The organism is Leptolyngbya sp. O-77, assembly GCF_001548395.1.
Lineage (GTDB): Bacteria > Cyanobacteriota > Cyanobacteriia > Elainellales > Elainellaceae > Thermoleptolyngbya.
Genome location: NZ_AP017367.1, coordinates 1,295,091 through 1,318,123 on the forward strand (window position 1 = coordinate 1,295,091; position 23,033 = coordinate 1,318,123).

The window sequence follows — 23,033 nt, forward strand, 5'->3', positions numbered from 1 at the left end:
CCAGTGTGTAAAGGAATGTAAACATTCTAGCTCTACCCCTGGGATGGCTCAAGCCAGGCGTAGGGGTCAGAGATCCGTTTTGCCTCGACCCCTGCCCCTTGCACTTACTCGACAGGAACAACGGGCGCGAGGACGATTTCCTCTTCGTCTTTGCCCAGTTCCAATACCTCCAGCAGTTCCATCCAGGCCTCTAGCACGTCGAGATTGTCGGGATCTTCTCGGCGCAAATTGCCCAAAAGGGTGAGCGCGTCGTACCAGATGCCGTTTTCTGCATACAGGGCCGCCTGGCCGAGCGGCAGGGCGCGGTCGATTTCGGCAGTGAGCTCGACATCCAGGGCGGTTCGCTGAATCCAGCCTTCCACAAACACGACTTCGCCGCCGCATTGAGTCTGGAAGTTCCACCGATACATGCGCCCGACTTCTAGCGCTGGCGCGGTTTCGGGGAGAGCGATGCCAATAATACCGGGTGCATCGCTCAGGGCAATGTTTTGTTTTCGGTAAATAATGCGGCGCTGATCGTCGAACAGCACAAATTCGGCAGGCTCATCGCCCGTAATTGCGTAGGGAACGTAAAACCAGAAGGTGGGATGGGCGGCGGCAGTGAGGGCCCAAACGCTAGTGTACTCTCTGCCGTTGCGCCCAACCTCACGAGTGGACGGAACTAGGGCTGCCAGCGATTGGCAGATGGGAAGATCGCCGCTACCTCGACTGGCTCCGCCGAAGGGTCGCCCAGCCGGTGCGCCTGCTTCGGGCGGCAGCGGGGCCCGATAGCGATGACCCCCGCCCCCAATTGCCCGGTCTGCACCGGGTGCGTCGCCGCTGGACGATTCATAGCGCTGCGCCACAGCCGGAGCAGCAGACAAAACCAGAACCACAGCAGCGATTGCCGCAGACTTTAACCAAAACTTAGATGCATTCATGTCGGTGACCTCAACTCAAGGGGGGCTGGTGGGGAGGCACACGTATAAGGTGTTTGGGGTCTTGGGCAACCTCGCGCTGGAGGTTCCTGATTCTTCCCACAATCTTCACTTCAGGAAATCTCTGCTCTTTTACGCAGCAAGACGAAAAGAGCGGGCCGGAGTTTCCTAGCAATGGGTTTGGAGTCTTGGGAAGACTGGACTTTGCAGCCCTTTATTTGAAGCGCTGACCGCGAGTCATGATCAGGATGAGATTGACGAAAAAGAGGAGCGTCAGTTGCACCAGGCGATAGCGGTAGACGATGACCAGGACGGAGCTGAGGCCAAAGGCCAAAAACGCAGGAACCAGCGGCAGCCAACCGCCCCAGGCGATAAAGATACCCTGAGCGATCGCCCCCAAGAGCAGCAGCCCCAGGGCGATCGCCCCCAGCAGCCGAAAAGGCCCCTTAAACAGCAGCACCAGCAGCCCGCCCAGCGCCGCCCAGCCGCCAATCCACAGCACTTCTAGCCCGTCGGGCAACGTCCACAGCAGCGGCCGCTCGTTGAAAGCGGCACTGAGCAACTGGCTGGTCATCTGAGCCTGCACCAGTACCCCGTCCATTGTGGAAGCGATGGGCGTTCTCCAGATATCGGTCGATTGCTGCGGATCATGCGGAATGTATCCAACGATAACCACGCGATCCTGAAACAGATCTGGCTGTACGCGCTCACTCAGCACATCGCTGATTTTCACCTGCCTAAACGGACTGTCGTAGAGCGGGCGCACGGTGCGGTAGTTGAGCAAGACCTGCGCCCCGCGATAGTCAAAATTGGGGGCTTTATAGCCGCCCGATCGCCGTCGCAAGAGCGGATAGGTGCGATCGCCCAGCTTCAACACCTCCGACGTAATTTCTATGGGAATCTGCTCGGCTTCTAGATACCGACTGGCGAGCAGCGTGCTGAATGCAAAGTCGGGTAGGCAGCCTGTTTCGTCCGACAGTTCTTCGCGCATGGCCAGCAGGTGGCGGCGCACCATTCCAGGCTGGGACTGCGGCTGGCTCGATGGGGATACAGCAGCACTCGCAACTGGATGGGGGGCGATTCCCCCAGGGATCGCTTCGCCAATCGCCCGCGCTTCTGCATTGCTCTGGTGAACCTTCCGCTCTTTTTTGTCCTCAACAAAATCTGAAAACCCCAGCCGAGTTGCCGCCATGTCCGCTGGGGGAGCAATACCGCCCTCGCCCCGCACAGGCACTTTGCAAACGCCGATGACCTTTGGATTTTCGCGAAACTGTCGAGCCAGCGACGCAGCTTCGGGTTCGATCGGCAGGTCACGATACAGGTCAATGCCGATTAACCGGGCACCGCTCTTGTCCAAGATTTCAATCAGGCGGTTCAGGTTCGCGTTCGATACCGAATACCAGTAGGGGCCAGACTGCTGCCCAAGGTCTTGCCGCTCTTGTTCGTCAATCGTGACAATCAACAGGCGCGGGTCTTGTTCTTGCTCGGCAGGGCGCAGGCGCAGCATTTGGTCGTAGGTGGCGAGTTCGACAGGTTGCAGCCAGCCGAGCGATCGCCCCCCGATGACCACTCCTGCTGCCAACGCACTGAGGGCGATCGCCATTGGCACGCGGCGCAGCACCCGGCGCAGCTGGCGCTGCCAGACTTCGCGGCGATGCAGGCGGCGGCGGTGCAGGCGAGTAGCGGCAACAGGAAGGGGACTGGGCGACTCTGCGGGTTTGGACGATCGCCCCAGCAGGGTTTTCCAGGTAGGGGGGCGCTCTGCCGGGTTTTGGCAAATAACGGGCAGCCAAGTGGCGCAAAGAAACTCGTTTTCGAGTGCCTGGAGTTGCTCTCGCGCCCGCCGCACCGAGAGATAGAGCGACTCGCCCCGCACAAAGGTTCGCAGGAAACTGGTGAGGAATTCCTGCGCCACCCGGTCGGGCACGGGTTCGCGCATCACCACTAGTTGGGGAATGTGCAGGTCGGCCAGGGCGCGGGCCAGCCCCAGCCCGTCGCAGGAGTTGAAAATCGCCAGCTTGAGTCCCTGAGCAGCGGCATTTCGCAGAGCATAATGCAACTCTTCGATCGTCAGGGAATCGCTGGGGTTGATGGCGATGCGCCCGGTGTCGCCGTCTGCCGCGTCTGCGGCTAGTTCGGTAGAACTGTGCCCCGCAAAAAACAAAATGTCCCACGGCTGATCCCAGAGGCGATCGCTCAGTTCTTTGCGGTCGGGTTCTACCAGAAAGGTCACGTCAGCCCGGGGCGACAGGTGCATCAGCAGCGTGCGATCGCCCTGCACGTCGATGCCTGCGCTATTGCCCAAAATCGCCAAAATCCGCACCTTTCCCTTGGGCTTGGGCGGTTGCAGCACCCGCTGATAGGTGGGGGCACTGAGGGCAATTTCCAGGTGGGAATGCTGCTCAAATAGCTCCAGCAGATGCCACGGCAGCCGTTGCAGCAGCCGATCTTCCGTCTGCACAATCAGCCGCACAGTGTCAGTCGGCGACAGCGCTGCAAACCAGGTTTCGCGCACCCGCCGAAAGGATTCTGCCCGCAGCCACTCATTCAGGCGATCGCGCAATTGCCGGGCTGCCTGCTGACACGCCGCTCGACTCGCCGACCACGACACATTTTTGATTTGATGGTCGGGCGCATTCAGCCGCGTGGCAATGCCCAACTGTCGATAGGCCGTTTGCCACTGTTGATATAACGCCACCACCTCCGGCGCGGGCGGCAGTTTCCCTACCACCTCGGTTGTCAGTTGCATCGCCAGCCCTGCGGCTGCGTCTGTCTCTTCGCCGACCTGGAGCGTCGCCGGAAACCCCTGCTCAAGGCTGCCTTCACCAAATCGCAGCGTTACTAATTTGCCCACGGCTCTAAATCAAAAATGCTTCTGTTGCGGTCGTATCACCCAAGGCAACTTGCACCCCAAAGGTTTCGCCAGAGACTCCGCTAAATTGCAGTTGCAGATAGTCTTCGAGCGTGGTGGACTGAGCCTCTAAAAAAACACCGCCCGACTCGTCCAGAATGCGGAGATGCACGTCTGGCGGCAGGCTGGGCGTACCAGGACTGGGATAAAGCTGGACACAAATATCGGTCTGTCCAGGTTGTGTCGTGCTGAGGCTAAGTTCCATCACCAGCGGCAGCGAAACACCCACCTCCACCAGTTTGGCTCGGCGCACAGCGGTACTGTTGAGCTGACGAAAGGCATAGGCGGGGCTGAGTTGCTCTGCACTCAGGACAGCATCCACCGCGCTCCAGCCTGCGTCGATCGCCCCTTGCAGCCATCGTCCCAACTGGTTGAGGCTGACTCCTGCCCGCGCCAGCGTCGTTGCTACCAGGGGATGCAGCAGCCGATCGAGATGATCCATCAGATCTTCAGGCGGCTGGAGATAATCAGGATGCAGGGCTAAACCATCATCACCTGGCTCTAGGGTGGGGGTAAAGCCCAGAATGGAGGCTTCGCGCTGCGATGCGTCGATATGAACCGCGACATACCCGATGCGATCGCCCCACACTTCGGGTGGCACTGGGCAGGGCGTGGATACATTTTGAACAGGGCGGCATTCCAGTCTTCCCGCGCCAATGACTTCCAAATCGGCAACGTCAGCCGCAAGACGGGCGATCGCATTCCAGCTATCTCCCCGCTCCAGATCAGTCTCGATGCCCATCATTTGTAAATAATCATTGACCACCCACACCGCCAGCGTATTATGACGCACCTGTTCGGCTTTGGTCGGGGTTGGCTGCTGGCTGGCAAACCGCTGGGCAAGCTGTCGGGCTGCCTGCGGCAGGGGCAGCGTTAATGCGAAATCGTCAATCTCGGCGGTGTTGTATGTCATAGGGCAAGTCTTGGGTCACGGCCTCGGGCAAGTCCTCCTCTACAGATATCCCTCGGACTCGCCAAATTTACGCAACCGGGGTAAACACTGTCGCTGATAAAAACTACTCAGGGTGGAAATCGGCAGCCCAAACTCGGCCGAAATGTCTTCCCAGCTTGCTTCTGGCGGCAGCCGTCGCAGCAGCAGTGCCTGACAGTTCACCTCTGGTCGCCCTTTGATGTGGGTTTTCACCAGATCACCACTGCCGTCCGCTTCTACCCAGTCCCGCACCTCCTGCAAAATGGGCGGCACGTCAGGATTTGCTGCCAGGTTATCCACCGGATCGATCAGTTCCCCGGTCTCGCCAGAGCGCGAGGCCATGCCCCGGATAGAGGCCCGCCGAGTTTCCTGCTCTCGACCTTGAATGTAAAAATCTTGCAGCCGCCGCTTTAGATAGGCGCTCAACCAGGTCACCACGCTGCTCTGAGTGGGGTCGTATTTGCGGCCGGTCGTGGCTTCGCAGACGTTCTGGCAGAAATAGACCCAGGTCTGCTGGAGCGCATCTTCATAGTAGGCGACATTCTCCCGCCAGAGTTTGCGCGATGCCAGCCGAATTACCTTAGTCAAGGCTCGCTGACGCTGGGGGCTGCCGGGGGGATGGCGACAGGCTTCGATGACCAGTTCTTGCAGTTCGTCCATCTCAGGGATCGGGGTTAAGGGCAGGGGCGGCAGCCAAAAAGGCGAAGTCCAGCGGGTTCACAGGTTGGCGCATAGGGGCAGCAGCCCAGTTGCCAGACATGCACCTAACCCATAACCCACTACACAGAATGCTTTACTCGTATCACAGTTCTGAACGCGATAAAGTTCCAAATTCTATAGAGTTTGTTGCAAGAGTTTGTTGCAAGAGTTTGTTGTCACTTACTCTGGGTTTTCTGGCGATCGCGCTCCGATGAAATCATCCTGAGCAGTAGACCCTGATTCCTGACGACCCAACTGGGCGATCGCCCTCATTAGCCGCTCGACCAGCCCCAAATCCTTGTCGCCGGGGGAACGCTCCACGCCGCTGGAGAGGTCGATGCCGTAGGGATGGGCCGCCCTTAGCGCGTGCTGCACGTTGTCGGGCGTGAGGCCGCCAGCCAGTAGCCAGGGACAGCCAGGGTCAAAGTCTCGCAGCATTGCCCAGTCAAGGGTTGCGCCTGTGCCGCCGTAGAGGTGGGGGTGGTAGGCATCCAGCAAGAGCGTGTCAATGTAGGGCGTGTAGCGGTGGGCCAGGTCGAGCGTGGCAGCATCGCGCACCCGCAGTGCTTTGATGAGTTCGATATGGGGCACGGCCTCGCGCACCCGCTGGCAGCCATCTGGCGATTCGTTGCCATGCAGTTGCACAGCCGTGAGTTGGGCGATCGCCACCACCTGCTGGATCTCTTCCAGGGTCGCATCCACAAATACGCCCACCCGATCTACCGGGACTTCCGGCGGAAGTGCCTCAACCACTGCCCGAATCTGTGCTGGAGCAATGTAGCGCGGCGATGCAGCCACACAGATAAAGCCCAGCGCCGAAACACCCATCTGGGCGATCGCCCGCCCCTGGGCCGGCTGCGTGATACCGCAGATCTTGACCCGTAGCGGCATAGATTGCGCCAGGGGGAACTCAGCAGCAAAAGACTCGCCAGGACTCTGCATAGTTTTGTATCGGTATTGCCCAAAACTGTTAACTCTTTCAACAAATTGTGTTTTGTCAGACCCGCCTCTCTAAAATCAGGAATGATTTTGCACTATGCCTTGAGCGTGGTGCCGTCAGATCGACGAGTTCAAAGAAGGGGAGATTTCACATTGTTTCACGTTGCGTTTCACACTGCACTCATCGCTACGGCGACAACGGCCCCCTGGTCGATTAACACTGCAATTGTTATGACCGCAGCGAATTTGTTTGCGATCGCCATCGGCTATTACGCCATCCAAAAGCGCGGCGTTGGCCCAGCACTGCCCGTCGAGCTACCCGCCATGTTCACAGGCTTTGGCTTGCCAGAACTGCTCGCCACCATGAGCTTTGGCCACCTGCTGGGGGCTGGGTTTGTGCTAGGTCTGTCGAATGCTGGTCTGCTCTAGCGCCTAAAGACTCTACGGGCAGGAAACAAGGTGGGCTTGTTCAAGGAACATTCGCCGCTAGAGTCCTGCCCGTCCTCGTTCTGTATTTTAGGGCCAGTATTTTCAGAGCCAGTGTTTTCAGAGCCAGCGTCTTCAGAGTCAGTATTTTCAGAGCCAATATTCTCAAGAATTGATATCGGAAGCCATTCTCCAGGCTCATCTGTTTGCCAGGTCAGCCTAGTAGAATGAGAGCAAGCCTGACGGGACTGGCGCGAGTCTTAGCGGTTTATCGCAGTTGCAGAGAGTTGAACCAGTTGAACCAGAAGATTGGATTCAGAGAGTTGGATCAGAGTTGGATCAACGAGTTGGATCAACGCCTGAAAGCTTTGCTGACTTGTCTCAAGCTTGCTTTCAGCCCAAGTCTCATCTACTCCTCTCGCACGAGTGCTGCGGAGTCTTCACTCCCAACCCCTGCTATCCGCGTTAACGGTCTCCCAGGCAATGTCTTATCAGGCGGTGGGTTTTGCCGCCCCAATGCAGCCAGGAGGGCAGATGAGGGCAGGTTGGCGAGTTGGCTCGATTTTTGGCATTCCACTGCTGGTTGATTCCTCATGGTTCCTGATCCTGGGGCTGTTTACCTATTCCAACAGCCTGATGTTGCAACAAAGCCCAGGCTACCCAGCGGGCGTTGCCTGGATGACGGGACTGGGGCTGGCGCTGGCGCTATTTGGGTCGGTGCTGCTGCATGAGCTGGGCCACAGCCTGACGGCGCGATCGCAGGGCATTGGGGTCAACTCAATCACGCTGTTTCTCTTTGGCGGCATCGCGTCTATCGACCGCGAATCCAAAACCCCAGGGCAAATGTTTCAGGTGGCGATCGCCGGCCCAGCCGTCAGCTTCGCGCTATTTCTGCTGCTGGCGGGAGCAGCCCAGGTACTTCCCACGGATACTCCCCTGCACCTCATTGCCACACGGCTTTCTGCCATCAACCTGGTGCTGGCGCTGTTTGACCTGATTCCGGGTCTGCCGCTGGATGGTGGACAAGTGCTGAAGGCAGCAGTATGGAAGCTGACGGGCAGCCGCATCCAGGGAATGCGCTGGGCCGCCCGATCGGGACAGGCACTGGGCTGGTTTGGCATTGCGCTGGCGGTCATGGCTTACATCCAGTCTCCCGCAGGCAGCATCAACGCCATCTGGCTGGGGCTAATCGCCTGGTTTATTTTGAGCAATGCCCGCGCCTACAGCCGCGTTTCGGATGTGCAGGAGGCAGTGGGCAAGCTGACAGCAGCAGACGCGATGACCCGCGAGTTTCGCGTGGTTGATGCCGACCTCAGCCTGGAACGCTTCATCAGCGATTATGTGCAGCAGGAGGAGGGCTATCCACCTGCTTTCTATGCTGCGTCGGAGGGGCGCTATCGGGGCCAGGTCTTGGTCGAAGATGTGCAGCAGATCGAGCGCAGCCAGTGGAATCGGACGCTTCAGGAGATAGCTCATCCACTCACAGAAATCCCTAGCGTTGCGGAAGCATCGCCCCTGTCAGATGCCATCGGTAAACTGGAAGCCGAAACTTTGAAGCGGATTACAGTCCTCTCTCCGGCCGGAGCAGTGGCGGGCGTGCTAGATCGGGGCGACATTGTGCGGGCGGTGGCTAAGCAGTTGAATGTGCCCGTGCCCGATGCGTTGATCACTCGCATTAAAGAGGAAGGCGTGTACCCGCCAGGGCTGCCGCTGCCTGCGATTGCCACTTCGCTCAATGAAGACCGAAACGGCTGAAGAATCGTAACGAATAGAAACATATTGGGTTGATGTCTCTGATCTAGCAGCCTCCCTTAGAGAATTGCAGATTCTCCTGTGGCGTAATGGGTATAGCGATCGCCGCAGGTGTTGCTATATTAGTCTGTTGATACGGGTTGTCTACAGGAAACGTGCGATCGCCAGACTTATGGCTACAGCGTTTGGCCAGCTTGTCTGTAGGTTGCTTCTACCGCTCTGTTATTACAGCACTCTCTTACACAGTTAGATGCGCGATGTCCACAAGCGGACAAGGGTTTCGCAGCGTCCTGTCTACCGCACTGGCTTTAAGAAAGTTGTGGATAATTAACAGATTTGTTACGTCTTTGCAGGTTCGTTTTGTTTTCCATTTTTGTTTTCCATTGTTGAGCGAGTCATCGTTGCATGTCAGCATCGCACCCCAATCACCTGATCATCATCGAAGACAACAAGGGACGGCGCGAATACGCGCTGGACAGTGAAGTTTATTCGGTAGGTCGAGATCCGACCTGCGATATCCGCCTCGTTTCTCCGTTTGTTTCCAGACACCACGCCACGCTAGTTCGCATGGAAGACGACCGGGGCAACTATTACTACCGAATTGTAGATGGCAATGGCAAGAGCAAACCCAGCGCCAACGGGCTTTTGATCAACGGCAAAAAGCTGCCTGCCCATAACCTAGAAAATCAGGATAAGGTGGTGTTTGGGCCAGACGTTGCGGCTACCTACTACATGCTGAACTGCGAGAATGTGGCTACTGTACCGCCCGATCCTTACGATATTACGCTGATCAGCCCAAATATGGTTGATGAAGAGGGCGAGGGCAGCGCGGCAGCAACGGCACCCCCCGAAGATTTGGAAGACGATGATGAGCCAGATCATGAGCCAGATCATGAGCCAGAAGATAATGCTGAACTCTCTTCAACATCCAGCCTGGTAACAGAAGAGTAGTACGGGGATTCATGACTAGCCCCACAGCCATTCTCCTGGTTTCTTGCCCAGACCAGCCTGGACTCGTCGCCAAGGTTGCCAGTTTTATCTACTCCAACGGTGGCAATATCATTCACGCCGATCAGCATACCGATGCCTCCGCTGGCCTCTTTCTCATGCGGATTGAGTGGCAGCTCGACGGATTTAACCTGCCGCGAGAGGTGATCGGCGTAGCCTGGCAGGCGATCGCCCAGCCGCTCAATGCCCACTGGGAGCTACACTTTTCCGACGAAATTCCCCGCATCGCCATCTGGGTTAGCAAGCAAGACCATTGCCTGTTTGACTTGATCTGGCGACAGCGGGCCGGCGAGTTTGCCGCAGAGATCCCGCTAATCATCAGCAATCATCCAAACCTGGGGGCGATCGCCCAGCAATTCGGCATCGACTATCACCTCATCCCCATCACCCCCGACACCAAACCCCAGCAAGAAGCCAAACAACTGGAGCTACTGCGCCACTATCGCATCGATCTCGTCGTCCTGGCAAAATACATGCAGGTCTTGAGCGCCGACTTCATTGCCCAGTTTCCCCGCGTGATCAACATTCATCACTCCTTCCTGCCGGCCTTTGCCGGAGCCAACCCCTACCAGCGAGCCTACGAACGCGGCGTAAAAATCATCGGCGCAACGGCCCACTACGTCACCCAAGACTTGGACGAAGGCCCCATCATTGAGCAAGACGTGGTGCGCGTTAGCCATCGCGACCAAGTTGCAGACCTCATCCGCAAAGGCAAAGACCTAGAGCGCATCGTCCTAGCCCGCGCCGTCCGCTATCACCTGCAAAACCGCGTTCTCGTCTACGGCAACCGCACCGTTGTCTTTGCCTAGTCCTCCTCCTGCATCTCCATTTCTCCGTCTTCAAACCCCAACCCCGCCAATGCCCCACCCCATCTGCATTATCCTTGGCACTCGCCCCGAAGCCATCAAGCTGGCCCCGGTGATTCAACGGTTTCGGGCCAACCCTGCCTTTGACACTCAGGTCGTGCTAACCGGGCAGCACCGGGAAATGGTAGATCAGGTGATGCAGTTGTTTCACCTGACGGCCGATCGTGATCTTGCCATCATGCAGCCCCAACAAAGTCTGACGGATATCACCTGTCTCAGCCTGCGCGGGCTAGAGGCGCTGTTTGCCGAACTCAACCCCCAAATGGTGCTGGTGCAGGGCGATACCACAACCGCATTTGCCGCCGCCCTGGCCGCGTTTTACCAAAAGATTCCAGTGGGTCATGTCGAAGCGGGCCTCCGCACAGACAATCTGTTTAACCCCTTTCCCGAAGAGGCAAACCGTCGCTTGATTTCCCAAATTGCCCAACTTAACTTTGCGCCGACGGACCTTGCCGTGCAGCATCTCCAGCAGTCGGGCGTAACGGGCGCGATTCACCACACAGGCAACACCGTGATCGACGCGCTGCTGACCGTAGCAGCCCGCCATCCCGACTGTCCGGTGCCTAATTTGAACTGGGATCAATACCGCGTGTTACTGGCAACGGTGCATCGTCGAGAAAACTGGGGCGCGCCGCTCCAGAGCATCGCTCAGGGGTTTCTCGCAATCTTGGACAAGTTTCCTGATACGGCACTGCTGCTGCCGCTGCACCGCAACCCAACCGTGCGGGAACCGCTGACAGCCCTGCTGGGCAACCATCCCCGTGTCTATCTGACGGAACCGCTCGATTATGCAGAACTGGTCGGGGCAATCCAGCGATGCTATCTGCTGCTGACAGATTCCGGCGGCATTCAGGAAGAAGCGCCCAGTTTGGGCAAGCCAGTGCTGGTGCTGCGGGAAACCACCGAGCGCCCCGAAGCCGTGACTGCCGGAACAGCGCGGCTGATTGGCACGCAACCGGATGCTATTCTGGCGGCGGCCGCCAGCCTGCTAGGAAGTGCCGATGCCTACAGCGCCATGGCCAATGCGGTCAATCCTTTTGGGGACGGGCGGGCCGCCGAGCGGATTGAAGCGATCGTGCAGGACTACTTTCGCAGAACTACTGTTGCGTAGAGCAGCCAATTTAAGGCACGAACAGTTGAATCCTGTTTCGTAGGCACAGGGTGAAGAAGTCCTGTAGTGGGAAATTTTCAACCGGAAATCATTGAACGACGGAAGTCTTGCCCGATTAGGATGGAAGGGAAATTGCGCTTTTTCCCGATTCCTCCATGACCTCTCGCTTTCGCTTTGCCATCATCAGCGATCCCCATATCGCGCTGCCCCATACCATTTGGGATAATCCCCATCGGTTTCATCTGGTCGAAGTCAGCGTTCCGGCGCTGGAGCAAGTTTTGGCAGCGCTGGCAACAGCGGAGCTAGACTTTTTGCTGCTGCCGGGTGATCTAACCCAGCATGGGGAGTGGGAAAACCACCAGTGGCTTGTACAGCGGTTGGGGCAGTTGCCGTATCCGGTTTATGTTGTACCGGGAAATCACGACATCATTGCGCGGGATGCTGAGAAGCAGGCGATTGGGCTACGCGATTTTCCGCAGCTTTATCAGCCGTTTGGGTATACGGGCGATCGCCCCTATTACGCCCGCGAAATTTTGCCGGGGGTATGGCTAATCGGGCTGAACTCGATCGCCTTTGATGAAAACGGTGTGCAGTTGCCGACGGGCTGGCTGGATGAGGCACAGTTGCGCTGGCTGGCAGAAACGCTAGACACGGTGGGCGATGATCTGGTGCTAGTAATGGTGCATCACAACGTACTGGAGCATTTGCCGGGTCAGGCTCGCCACGGGATGGGCCAGCGCTATATGCTGCAAAATGCGGCTGATTTGTTGAAAGTATTGGAGCCTGTGGGGGTGCGGCTAATTTTCACAGGGCATCTGCATGTGCAAGATGTGGCGCAGCGGGGAAACTCCTATGAAATTACTACAGGGTCCCTGGTCAGCTATCCCCATCCCTACCGGGTGCTGATGGCAACTCAGGACGAGCGGGGCTTCTGGCAAATTGAGGTAGACACGACTCGCGTTGAGGCCGTATCTGGCTGGGACAACTTGCAGGCCTATTCGCGAGACTGGATGGGCGATCGCTCGTTTTCCTTTATGCATCGCCTGCTAACGCTGCCGCCCCTGGCGCTAGCCGATGCCGAAGCGAGGGCGATCGCCCCCCACCTACGCCATTTCTGGGCAGACATTGCTCAAGGCGATGCCTGGTTTGACTTTCACCACCTGCCGCCTGCGGTTCGTCAGTTTCTCCACCGCTTTAGCGCATTAGATGCCAGCGGCAACTATTGCCCGATTGATAACCAAGCTCTGCTGCGAATTTGAGCCATTCTTTTGCATCAGCAATCAAGAGGCAGCCTGGGGAACGGCTTGATCGATTTCCACAAACTGGATCAGATCGCGGCGCGGATCGACGTAGGACACTTTCACATCGAGGCGATCGCCCACTTGCACGGTTCGGCTAAAGCGCATCGCCATCTCCAATCCCAAATCTTCCAGCAGCACCAGCCCAAAGTTTTCATGTTCCCGCAGCCAGCGTAGCACCAGCGCCGGCCAGACCTCGTTTGCATTGCGCCGCAAATATTCTAGGCTCCAGTAGCGATTGGTCTGTCGCTCGACCTGCACCATCTCGTAGGTCGTGGAGCCGATGCCTTGCAGCAGTTCCGTCATCTCCTCTGGTGAGAACGGCAGCGGGTCACCCTGCAAATGCGCCTTAAGTTGAAAATGAGCCAGCAGGTCAGCATAGCGGCGAATCGGCGACGTGACCTGAACGTAGACATCCAGCCCTAACCCAGAGTGGCGCATTGGAGTTACACTCATTTCGCTGCGCTTCATGCAACGGCGCACCGCGCAGCCCCGCACCGGCCCCGGTGGCAGTAGCATCAGTTCCTCTTCGGGCGGCAGTTCGGGCTGCTCTTGACCTCGATAGGGCAGCGGCAAGCCGTGCGCCTCGCCATAGCGGCCGGCCACCTCGCCCGCCAGGATCATCATTTCTGATACCAAGATTCGGGAAGCGGATTCTTCAAACACATCAATCCGAATCTCGTCTTCTTCAGTGACTTTGATGGAGGATTCTGGCATTTGAATGCTGATTGCGCCCTGCTGCATCCGCCAGCGCTGCCGCCGACTTGCCGTTTGAAACAGAATTTCTAGCTCCGGCTCTGCCTGGATGCCCAGTTGCAGCATCTCATCTACATCGTCATAGGTCAGGCGGTAGGTGGGCTTGATGAGCGTCGGGTGCATTTCGTAGGACTGAATTGCGCCGTCTGCATCCACCAACACCCCAAAACTAAAGGCATGACACAACTGCCCTTGCACCAAGCTCATCGGCCCGGTCGCCAGTTCTGGCGGAAACATGGGGGTCATGCCTGTCGGCAGATAGAGCGTGATACAGCGCCGCCGCGCCTCCAGATCGAGGGCATCTCCTGGAGTGAGCCAGCGGCTAGGATCGGCGATGTGAACCCAGATGCGGTGCTGCCCGTCGGGCAAAAACTCGACGCTCAAGCCGTCGTCGATCTCTCGCGTACTTTCGTCGTCGATAGTGTAGACCTTGAGGTGCGTCAGGTCTAGGCGATCGCGGCTAGAGTCGGCGGGTGGGTCAGTAAGACAGCGTTGGGCCACTTCGAGGACTCGGCTAGGGAACTGGGTCGGAATCTGGCTGCGCCGCAGAAACAAATTCTCATGGGGATGCCAGATCCGCAGATCGACCAAAAGCTGAAAGGCTTCCTCCGGCGTTTCGGGACGACCCAGCGCCGACAAAACTTCCAGCGCGGGCATGCGGTGGCTGGCTTCTTCTCCTAGCGTAGCAAACCGCTCTAGGGCTTCTAGCCAGGGGCGATCGCCCGCTGCCCATTCCAGCGATTCTCCTGCCAAAACCTGGCGCAATCTTGCAAAAAAATCTTCCCACTCCTGCTGCCGCTGGAGCGTGACCGAAAGCTGATGCTTCAGTTCCTTCACCTGTGCCGCCGGACGCGGTTCGTAGCGATCGCCCTTTTGCTTGAAATAGAGGCGATCGTCCGACAGCAGGCAGTGAGCAGCATACTGCAAGGGTGGGCTGTCATCGGAAAACAGCAGCAGCGCCATCTCTGCCGGGTTAACGGTCTCTCCATCTTCGCTCAGCAGTTCCCAGGCAACTTCAAGGCTGTCGGGATCAAGATAGGGCTGCACCGCTTCAAGAAAGGCGCTAATTTCAGACGGCTTGTAGGTTTGATTTGTGACGGCGTAGGTGACATCGCGAGGATGCAGCGTGTGAGCCTGCCCACGCTCATCAATCACCACCCACAGCTTTTTTCCTTCTGGGCGATCGACCACGGCCAATCGACGCGGCCGGGTAGCCCCCGCTCTGCCCTCGCCGCTCGGTCGAAATTCAACTAATGTTCCCTTGTCCATAGCGCCGTAGAATCGGGGGATGACGTTATCAGGACGTTATTTCAGATGGTTTGCCGGGAAACAAACTGGGAAGCAATCTTAAACGAGGGCGATCGCCCACCAATCGCCCCAAAGCCAACAACCTAGCCTTCTTGATTGACAAAGGGCAGCAGCGCCAGCAGTCGGGCCCGCTTAATGGACTGAGTAAGGTCGCGCTGTTGCTTTGCCGTTAGCCCAGTGATGCGACGGGGCAGAATCTTGCCACGCTCAGTGATGAACTTACGCAGCAGTTCTACATCTTTATAGTCGATGGGATCTCCGGGCTTGATGGGAGAAACGCGACGGCGGTAGTAGGTCATAGGAATTGGGATTCAGAGTTGTGAAAGTTGTGAATATTTAGATGCAAAATGCCGCAAGAGGGGAGATTACTTAATCTCTTTATGAACCGTATGCTTGTTGCAGTGCGGACAGAACTTCTTCAGTTCGATCCGGTTGGTGGTGTTCCGACGGTTCTTGGTGGTGGTATAGCGCGACACTCCGGGCGATCGCTTGTCCGGATTGGTGCGGCACTCAGTACACTCCAGCGTAATAATGACACGAACGCCCTTAGCCATAGCGAGTCCAGTCCTGCTGAGTCAGTAATTAAACACAAACCCTTATTTTTTCATATCAAGGGCAAGATCGACAACTCTTTAGCTAGAGCCAGACAAGAATTTTTAGAGCCGAACCCAGAATTTGCCGAACCTGACCTGTCCTCAGCGTGCTGGTAGATGGTGTAGCCTAAGCATCACCGGGTTTACCAAACCTGGAACCCTAAACCTGCACCTCCCTCGACCTTCATGCTGCCTGTCCTCGAAGCCGAAACGCGAATTCTCAGCCTGACGCACCCTCTCAATCCTCAGGATGACCTGGAGTGGGTGCCGCTATCGGCCGCAGCAGGGCGTATTCTGGCACAGCCCGTCAGCAGCCAGCTTGATTTTCCTCATTGGGACAATTCGGCGATGGACGGCTATGCCGTGCGGCAGGCAGATGTGGGCACCAGTTGCCCTGATGCGCCAACTGCCCTAACGGTGGTGGAGGAGATTCCAGCAGGATATCAGCCACAGCAGACTATCCAGCCAGGGCAGGCAGCGCGAATTTTGACGGGGGCAATGATGCCGCTGGGAGCAGATGCGGTGGTGATGCAGGAGGAAACGCGGCGAGAGGGCGATCGCGTCTATATTCTCTCTGCACCCACGCCGCAGCAGTTTGTTCGCCGTCGGGGTGAGTTTTATCGGGCGGGCGATCGCCTCTTGCCTGCGGGAATTCGGCTGGGGGCAGCAGAAATCGCCGTGCTGGCGGCGGCCCAGTGTGTCACGATTCCGGTCTATCGGCGGCTACGGGTGGCAATTCTATCTACGGGTGACGAACTGGTGTCCCCCGACCAGCCGCTCCAGCCAGGACAAATCGTTGATTCCAATCAGTACGCCCTAGCAGCGCTGGTCGCTGAAGCCGGAGCCGAACCGCTAATGCTGGGAATCGTGCCCGACCAGCCGGAAGCTTTGCAAACGGCGATCGCCCAAGCGGTGTCCACGGCCGATGTGGTGCTGTCTTCCGGCGGCGTGTCGGTGGGCGACTACGACTATGTGGATCGCCTGCTGGAGGCTCTCGGAGCCACGATCCACATCCGGGCGATCGCCATCAAACCCGGCAAGCCCCTTACCTTCGCAACTTTTGAGTCATCTCAGTCCCAGCCGCCAACGTCTTACTTTGGCTTGCCTGGCAATCCGGTGTCTGCGCTGGTCACCTTTTGGCGGTTTGTGCTGCCCGCACTGCGGAAACAGGCGGGACTGTCGGCGGGTTGGGGGCCGGTGTGGATCTGGGGGCGATCGCCCCACGATCTGGAGGCAGATGGTAAGCGCGAAACCTATCTCTGGGGGACGCTACGTGTGACAGAAGAGGGGCATGAGTTTTCCCAATCATCCGGCAGCTTCAGTTCTGGAAATCTCATCAATCTGGCCCAGACCAACGCCCTGGCACAGGTGCCTGTGGGACAAACCCGGATTCTCGCAGGCACTCCAATTCGGCTGATGCAGACGGGTGGAGGGGCGATTGCCTTTCCCTGAGCCACGTCAACAGTTCCAGACTTTGGCGGAGCAGAAAGTATGACGGGAAGGGAAACAGAATCTCCCTAATCTGTTTTCAGCAGCGCTTTCCGTCATCCGGAGTGCCAGATCCCAATTCCGCATAATGGCGGAACAGGTTACGCTTTTCGTTTAGACAGTTCAAACGGCAAAGCCCGTTACGCTGGAGTCACCCCTGAGGAAAATTCAAAATATATCTGGCACATTCCGCAATCTATGGCTAGAGTATTGATCTGATTCGGAATATCCAAACTTCTGAATCAGACTTTAGCAGCACCTCTGGGTGGGGCTTATTAGGTTTCTATGACCAAAGCGGGGTTGAGGCGTGCAAGTTTTGTGAGAAAGGCTACAATCAGGAAGTCTTGCATATTTTGCATATTGAAGTCTTGCAACTTAAGATTCCTGAGTTTGTTGCTAAGCCTCAACTAAGGCAAATTGGGAATGGGCAGGTTTGGGAAAGGCGCGTGCCGTAGGGCAGCAGAATTTGGAATTCATTGGCCTTCTCCCTCGGTTTCCTCCATTGCTTAGGTCTAGATGGATTGCTAGTTTGTCTAGAAACCGTCACTATTTCATTCATTACCTTCTGGTTTGACCAGTTTTTTGACCTTTGACATAAGGAGCATGAGGAGCGCGGCATGACCCAGGCGAATGACGTACTCGAAACTGTTGACCCAATCGAGACTGATTTTGAATTCGTCGATGAGGGTGACGACGGGCGTGAGGATGTCTTTGATATCCAGCCGGAAGATGAAGCTGAGGAAGACGACGGGAAGCCGGTCAAAGGCCGCTCTCGCCGCCGAACCCAGGTTAAGAAAAAGCATTACACCGAAGACTCCATTCGTCTCTATCTGCAAGAAATCGGCCGCATTCGCCTGCTGCGGGCTGATGAGGAGATCGAGCTAGCTCGGAAGATTGCAGATTTGCTGGAGCTAGAGCGCGTTCGCGAGCGGCTGGTGCAAGACCTGGCCCGCGAACCCAAGCACGCTGAGTGGGCAAGTGCCGTTGAGATGGAGTTGCCTGCATTCCGCCATCGTCTTCATGTTGGACGACGTGCCAAGGACAAGATGGTGCAGTCGAACCTGCGACTGGTGGTGTCTATCGCCAAGAAGTATATGAACCGCGGCCTGTCTTTCCAGGATTTGATTCAGGAAGGCAGTTTGGGTCTGATTCGGGCGGCTGAAAAGTTTGACCACGAAAAGGGCTACAAGTTCTCGACCTACGCGACTTGGTGGATTCGTCAGGCCATTACACGGGCGATCGCCGATCAATCTCGCACCATCCGCCTTCCGGTTCACCTCTACGAAACCATTTCTCGCATCAAGAAGACCACTAAGTTGCTCTCTCAGGAAATGGGCCGCAAGCCGACTGAGGAAGAAATCGCCACTCGCATGGAAATGACCATCGAGAAACTGCGATTTATTGCCAAGTCTGCTCAACTGCCGATTTCGCTAGAAACGCCAATTGGCAAAGAAGAGGACTCTCGCCTGGGCGATTTCATCGAGTCGGATGGCGAAACGCCTGAAGACCAAGTTTCTAAGAGCCTGCTGCGGGAAGATCTCGAAGGTGTGCTGAGTACGCTCAGTGCTCGTGAGCGCGACGTGCTGCGCCTGCGCTACGGCTTGGATGACGGTCGCATGAAGACGCTGGAAGAGATCGGGCAGATCTTTAACGTAACCCGTGAGCGGATTCGTCAGATCGAGGCAAAGGCCCTCCGCAAGCTGCGTCATCCTAACCGGAATAGCGTGCTAAAGGAATATATTCGCTAGGCTTGGCCACGACCTGTCGGTGAGCCAAAGCGCCGGAGAAATGATATTGAAGGGCTGACATAGTTGTGTCGGCTCTTTTTTGTTTGTTATTCAGTAAACCAAGTCCAGGGATGGGAAAGCTGGGTGAATAGGTGCTGGACTGACCATCCGAGCATAGGATAGATCCAGGATTTACGCGCTGCGTTGATTCTAAGCCCATCGTTTGTTTTTTCAGATCCCCATGCAGGTTTACGTTTTGCTATTCAACGCCGGAACGGAGAATGAGGGTATCCACACGCTCAAAATTCAGGACGGCGATCGCAATGTGGTGCTGATGTTTGAGTCGGAAGACGACGCGACGCGCTACGGGCTGATGTTAGAAGCGCAGGATTTCCTCAGTCCAGTGGTGGAATGCTTTGAGTCGGAAGAAATCGAGGAATTCTGCGAAGGGGCGCATTACGAATGTGTGCTAGTTCCGGAAGGGACGCTGGCGCTGCCGCCGGAGACGAATGTGGAAGAACTGGACTGGAAGCCGGAGGACGATGGGCGATCGCCCCACTCCGCCCCGCCCGATTCCGACGCACCTTTGAGTAGTCTCTCTGACGCGGAGCTAGAGCGGATTCGACGGCAGCTTGAGGGCTTGCTGTAGCAGGGGCATTGAGCGGCTGGAAATTAGCAGTTTACGATCCTCACCTCAGTTAATTCGCCTCCGTCGAGGAGGCTTAGCCAATTTGCCTTGGCGATCGCTCGTTGTTTGCTGAACGTTTGTCTGAGTTTGCCCATATGACCGATTCCCCGATCCTCCAAAATATTCCGTCTGGCGATTCGCGAAGCGATCCCTACGGGAATCGCGGCCACCTGCTGACCGAGCAAGCCAACCCCGCCAGCCACTCCCTCGATCAGCTCAGCACGGGCGAGATCGTAGACCTGTTTAACCAAGAAGATGCGCGGGCGATCGCCGCTGTGGCGGGAGCGCGGGATGCGCTGGCAGCAGCAATTGACTGTGCGGCGGCACGGCTGCGACAGGGCGGGCGGTTGTTCTACGTGGGCGCAGGTACGAGTGGGCGATTGGGCGTGCTGGATGCGGCGGAGTGTCCGCCTACGTTTTGCACGCCGCCGGAACTGGTGCAGGGGATCATTGCAGGCGGTGCAGGGGCGCTAGTTCGCAGTTCCGAAGACCTGGAAGATCGGGCAGAAGATGGGGCAGCGGCGATCGCCCATCACCAGATTCACGCCCAGGATGTGGTCGTGGGCATTACCGCAGGTGGCACCACGCCCTACGTCCACGGCGCACTCCGGGCAGCACGGCAGCGAGGCGCGGCCACGGTGTTTATGGCCTGCGTCCCTGCGGAACAGGTCGGCGCAGAAGTGGATATCGACATTCGCCTGATCACCGGCCCCGAAATCCTGGCAGGCTCAACTCGGCTGAAGGCAGGCACAGCCACCAAACTGGCGCTGAATATTCTCTCGACGGGCGTAATGGTGAAGCTGGGCAAGGTCTACGGCAACCGCATGGTGGATGTGGCGGTGACCAACAAAAAGCTGCACGACCGGGCACTGCGGATTCTCACTGACCTCACGGGGCTGAGCCGTCCCGACGCGGCGCTGCTGCTAGAAAACAGCGGTCGTCGCGTGAAGTTAGCGCTGCTGATGCACTGGGCAGGGGTAGATGCTGAAACGGGCGATCGCCTGCTGGCGGAACACGACGGGAATTTGCGGCTGGCAGTGGCGAGTGTCGCGGGGTGAAGGCGGGTCGGGGTTCGAGAGGATGCAGCATTTTCTGAGAGGGTGAGAAATGCGTCGCCGCGAGGAGACGGGGTTTTCTTGACCGTCTGCATCACTCACTCGCTTCAAAAACACTGTAGGGTGATTAAATAAGCAAAATCGCTTAGTTGAGCGTCCTATCCCTCCTTCTCAAAGTCTGAAAATGCCTCTCACTGCGCTTATTTTGGCGGCGGCGATCGCCATCCTCGGCTGGGGCTTTTATCGCGCTCGTCCGATGGGACAGGTCGGCATTCTGGCCTGGCTGCAATCTCTGGTGCTGATGCTGCCCTGGCTCCTGTTTTTTGGGCTATTTACTGTCGGCGTGTATCTCAATCTGGCGGCGGTGCTGCTGCTGATTGTCGCGTCTACGGGACTCTATATTGCTCTAGGACGACGGCTGCGAACCCTGGCAGCAGAGCAAAAGCGGACACAGGGCGAGGCAAATGCCGCCGCAGAAGCGCGATCGCCCCACCTCTCCTCAGCCCCCGCAGAATCCTTCCACACCGACGAGGATGCTCAGTCTCCGACCGCTGAACCCCAAGCGTCCCCTTCGACAACGGACAGCGCCGAACCCGCCAAAATTCCAGCCGAAGACCTGGCCGCCATCCGCGAGATCTTTGGCATCGACACGTTTTTTGCAACGGAAACCGTGCCCTATCTAAACGGCGCAATTTTCAAGGGAAACCTGCGGGGTGAAGTGTCAGAGAGCCACGCGAAACTGTCGGAGCGGCTGAAGGAGCGAGTGGGCGATCGCTACCGGCTGTTTTTGCTGAGCGGGCCCGATGATCGCCCCACAGTGGTAGTTCTCCCGGCTACGGCCGATCCCAGCCCTGCAACCCCGGTTCAGTTTGGGCTGGCGGGTGTGTTGGCGATCGCCACGGTTCTCACCTGTTTAGAAACTGCTGGACTGCTGCAAAGCTTTGACCTATTTGCAGACTGGTCAAAGTTTGGGCAAGCCCTCCCCATCGCGCTGGGGCTAATACTCATCCTTGGGGTTCACGAACTCGGTCATCGTGTCGTAGCCCGTCGTTTGGGAATCCACCTCGGCCCGCCGTTCTTCATTCCCGCGCTCCAACTCGGCTCCTTTGGCAGCATCACCCGATTTGCCTCGCTGCTGCCCAATCGCAAAGCCCTATTCGATATTGCTGTGGCTGGCCCGCTGGCAGGCGGTCTGCTTTCGTTTACAATCCTGATTCTTGGTCTATCATTATCCCATCAGGGTAGCGTCTTTCAGATTCCATCAGAGTTCTTCCAGGGTTCCATCCTGGTGGGCACGCTGGCACGAGTCGTTCTGGGCACAACCCTTCAACAATCCCTGGTAGATGTACATCCGCTAGTGCTCGTTGGATGGATTGGGCTGGTGATCACGGCAATTAATCTGATGCCCGCTGGGCAACTGGATGGCGGTCGCATTGTGCAGTCGATTTACGGGCGCAAAACGGCTGGACGCGCTACAGTGGCAACCTTGGTGTTGCTGGGCTTAGTGTCTCTCACAAACCCCCTGGCGCTGTATTGGGCCGTGCTGATTTTGTTTTTGCAACGTGAGCTAGAGCGCCCTGCCCTTGAAGATTTATCGGAACCGGATGATGCGCGGGCGGCATTGGGTTTGCTGGTTTTGTTTTTAATGGCGGCAACATTGCTGCCCCTTACGCCAGGATTGGCAGGTCGTCTGGGCATTGGAGGCTAACGCATGTCATTGACCCCCCCAGTTTTGCTGGTTCTCGATATCAGTGCGCTAGCCAGCAGCACTCCCAAGGAGTGGATTGAGTTTTCGCGCATTGGCTCTACGTATATTCCTCAGGCCGTCTATGAGGAAATGAAGTTGCTGTTCGATCGCTCTCCTGATCCTGATCTGGAGGAGCTTTGCAAATCTTTCAATCATTTTTATCCCCATAGCGGCTGGACGATTACTGAAGCTCACGCACACCATCCGTCGCTGGCAGCGGCCGGACAAGCGCTGACCCGACGGGCCCGCATTACACTGGCCTCCGCCCGCTGCGCCTATGCTCTGGCACTGTCTTCACCGGGGCATTTGGCGGTACTGGTGACAAATGATCAGTCGTCGCTCCAGCGAATCTATCAGTTGCCTTCGACCAACCTATGCGCGATCCGCACGTCGGAGTTGTTGCAATGGTGTCGGGCGGGGCAGCGTCCGGTAATGGTGAGCCAGAAGATGCAGCAGCTTCGGGCAACCAGTGGTGTCGCGGCCGCAGTTACCACCACCAACAGTGGCCGCGTGCGAACCAGCCCGACCCGGGTTCACCCTGGCACTTTGAGTACCCCGCCGCGATCGCCCTCTATGACCGCCCGCCGCTACGCCCAGCCGCCGTCCCGTGCCTCTCGCAGCAGAGTCCGCGCCGATAACAGCCTGCCCGACTGGATTACGCAATTGCTCTCCCTAGTCCTTGCTTTTGGCGGGCTTGCCCTGGCCGCGTGGGTTATGTGGAGCGTCATCCACAATACCGAATGGCTGGCTCCGCTGCGGCAACCGCTTGACCCAACCCAGCCAACGCCTCAGTGATCTCTGGCTCCTTTGTCT

At 57.4% G+C, this 23,033-nt stretch carries 20 protein-coding genes; 12 read left to right on the plus strand and 8 right to left on the minus strand.

Translation table 11 applies throughout. The features are described 5' to 3' along the window. Positions 1–104: 104 nt before the first annotated feature. From O77CONTIG1_RS05545 to O77CONTIG1_RS05565, 5 genes are all read right to left on the minus strand, one after another. Positions 105–920, minus strand: coding sequence for a DUF928 domain-containing protein (locus O77CONTIG1_RS05545; RefSeq protein ID WP_068508757.1), 816 nt, complete (start codon positions 918–920; stop codon positions 105–107). Positions 921–1,131: 211 nt separating this feature from the next. After that, positions 1,132–3,771: a CHASE2 domain-containing protein gene (locus tag O77CONTIG1_RS05550; RefSeq protein WP_068508758.1), complete on the minus strand. Its 2,640-nt coding sequence runs from the start codon at positions 3,769–3,771 to the stop codon at positions 1,132–1,134. A gap of 4 nt (positions 3,772–3,775) precedes the next feature. Further along, complete coding sequence (locus O77CONTIG1_RS05555) at positions 3,776–4,741, minus strand: DUF1822 family protein (RefSeq protein ID WP_068508759.1); 966 nt, start codon at positions 4,739–4,741, stop codon at positions 3,776–3,778. Positions 4,742–4,780: 39 nt separating this feature from the next. Continuing rightward, positions 4,781–5,419: a sigma-70 family RNA polymerase sigma factor gene (locus O77CONTIG1_RS05560; RefSeq protein WP_197673329.1), complete on the minus strand. Its 639-nt coding sequence runs from the start codon at positions 5,417–5,419 to the stop codon at positions 4,781–4,783. A gap of 219 nt (positions 5,420–5,638) precedes the next feature. Further along, positions 5,639–6,400, minus strand: coding sequence for a phosphoribosylanthranilate isomerase (locus O77CONTIG1_RS05565; protein WP_225894694.1), 762 nt, complete (start codon positions 6,398–6,400; stop codon positions 5,639–5,641). 228 nt (positions 6,401–6,628) lie between these two features. On the opposite strand from O77CONTIG1_RS05565, the gene psaK reads away from it, so the two are divergent. The 6 genes from psaK to O77CONTIG1_RS05595 all read left to right on the plus strand — a co-directional run bounded on the left by psaK (position 6,629) and on the right by O77CONTIG1_RS05595 (position 12,819). After that, on the plus strand, positions 6,629–6,826 hold the full coding sequence (psaK, locus tag O77CONTIG1_RS05570) for a photosystem I reaction center subunit PsaK (protein WP_315874817.1): 198 nt from the start codon (positions 6,629–6,631) through the stop codon (positions 6,824–6,826). Positions 6,827–7,306: 480 nt separating this feature from the next. Continuing rightward, positions 7,307–8,578, plus strand: coding sequence for a site-2 protease family protein (locus tag O77CONTIG1_RS05575; protein WP_286132558.1), 1,272 nt, complete (start codon positions 7,307–7,309; stop codon positions 8,576–8,578). 402 nt (positions 8,579–8,980) lie between these two features. Further along, positions 8,981–9,526 carry an FHA domain-containing protein gene (locus tag O77CONTIG1_RS05580; protein ID WP_084782245.1) on the plus strand — a complete coding sequence of 182 codons (546 nt, stop codon included), beginning with the start codon at positions 8,981–8,983 and terminating at the stop codon, positions 9,524–9,526. Positions 9,527–9,537: 11 nt separating this feature from the next. Beyond that, the gene (gene purU / locus O77CONTIG1_RS05585; protein WP_068508765.1) at positions 9,538–10,392 is read left to right on the plus strand and encodes a formyltetrahydrofolate deformylase; all 855 of its coding nucleotides are present in this window, start codon (positions 9,538–9,540) and stop codon (positions 10,390–10,392) included. A 49-nt stretch (positions 10,393–10,441) separates the two neighbouring features. Further along, positions 10,442–11,560 (plus strand): non-hydrolyzing UDP-N-acetylglucosamine 2-epimerase, encoded by a 1,119-nt coding sequence (wecB, locus tag O77CONTIG1_RS05590; RefSeq protein ID WP_068508768.1) that lies wholly within the window; start codon positions 10,442–10,444, stop codon positions 11,558–11,560. Between the two features lie 155 nt (positions 11,561–11,715). Then, positions 11,716–12,819, plus strand: a complete 1,104-nt coding sequence (locus O77CONTIG1_RS05595) for a metallophosphoesterase family protein (protein WP_068508770.1) — start codon at positions 11,716–11,718, stop codon at positions 12,817–12,819. Between the two features lie 21 nt (positions 12,820–12,840). Here the strand turns inward: O77CONTIG1_RS05595 and O77CONTIG1_RS05600 are convergent, their stop codons facing one another. From O77CONTIG1_RS05600 to rpmG, 3 genes are all read right to left on the minus strand, one after another. Beyond that, positions 12,841–14,883, minus strand: coding sequence for a ribonuclease catalytic domain-containing protein (locus O77CONTIG1_RS05600; RefSeq protein ID WP_068508772.1), 2,043 nt, complete (start codon positions 14,881–14,883; stop codon positions 12,841–12,843). A gap of 122 nt (positions 14,884–15,005) precedes the next feature. Continuing rightward, positions 15,006–15,221 carry a 30S ribosomal protein S18 gene (gene rpsR / locus O77CONTIG1_RS05605; protein ID WP_068508773.1) on the minus strand — a complete coding sequence of 72 codons (216 nt, stop codon included), beginning with the start codon at positions 15,219–15,221 and terminating at the stop codon, positions 15,006–15,008. 66 nt (positions 15,222–15,287) lie between these two features. Continuing rightward, positions 15,288–15,476, minus strand: coding sequence for a 50S ribosomal protein L33 (rpmG, locus tag O77CONTIG1_RS23345; protein ID WP_084782247.1), 189 nt, complete (start codon positions 15,474–15,476; stop codon positions 15,288–15,290). A 225-nt stretch (positions 15,477–15,701) separates the two neighbouring features. Here rpmG and glp point away from each other — a divergent pair, with 225 nt between their 5' ends. From glp to O77CONTIG1_RS05635, 6 genes are all read left to right on the plus strand, one after another. Beyond that, the gene (gene glp, locus O77CONTIG1_RS05610; protein ID WP_068508776.1) at positions 15,702–16,967 is read left to right on the plus strand and encodes a gephyrin-like molybdotransferase Glp; all 1,266 of its coding nucleotides are present in this window, start codon (positions 15,702–15,704) and stop codon (positions 16,965–16,967) included. 653 nt (positions 16,968–17,620) lie between these two features. After that, the gene (gene rpoD, locus O77CONTIG1_RS05615; protein WP_068508778.1) at positions 17,621–18,751 is read left to right on the plus strand and encodes an RNA polymerase sigma factor RpoD; all 1,131 of its coding nucleotides are present in this window, start codon (positions 17,621–17,623) and stop codon (positions 18,749–18,751) included. A 220-nt stretch (positions 18,752–18,971) separates the two neighbouring features. After that, positions 18,972–19,379, plus strand: a complete 408-nt coding sequence (locus O77CONTIG1_RS05620; RefSeq protein WP_068508779.1) for a DUF3110 domain-containing protein — start codon at positions 18,972–18,974, stop codon at positions 19,377–19,379. A 134-nt stretch (positions 19,380–19,513) separates the two neighbouring features. Next, positions 19,514–20,476: an N-acetylmuramic acid 6-phosphate etherase gene (gene murQ, locus O77CONTIG1_RS05625; protein WP_084782249.1), complete on the plus strand. Its 963-nt coding sequence runs from the start codon at positions 19,514–19,516 to the stop codon at positions 20,474–20,476. Between the two features lie 181 nt (positions 20,477–20,657). After that, positions 20,658–22,181, plus strand: a complete 1,524-nt coding sequence (locus O77CONTIG1_RS05630; RefSeq protein WP_068508781.1) for a site-2 protease family protein — start codon at positions 20,658–20,660, stop codon at positions 22,179–22,181. Positions 22,182–22,184: 3 nt separating this feature from the next. Next, positions 22,185–23,015, plus strand: a complete 831-nt coding sequence (locus O77CONTIG1_RS05635) for a PIN domain-containing protein (RefSeq protein ID WP_068508783.1) — start codon at positions 22,185–22,187, stop codon at positions 23,013–23,015. Positions 23,016–23,033 lie beyond the last annotated feature (18 nt).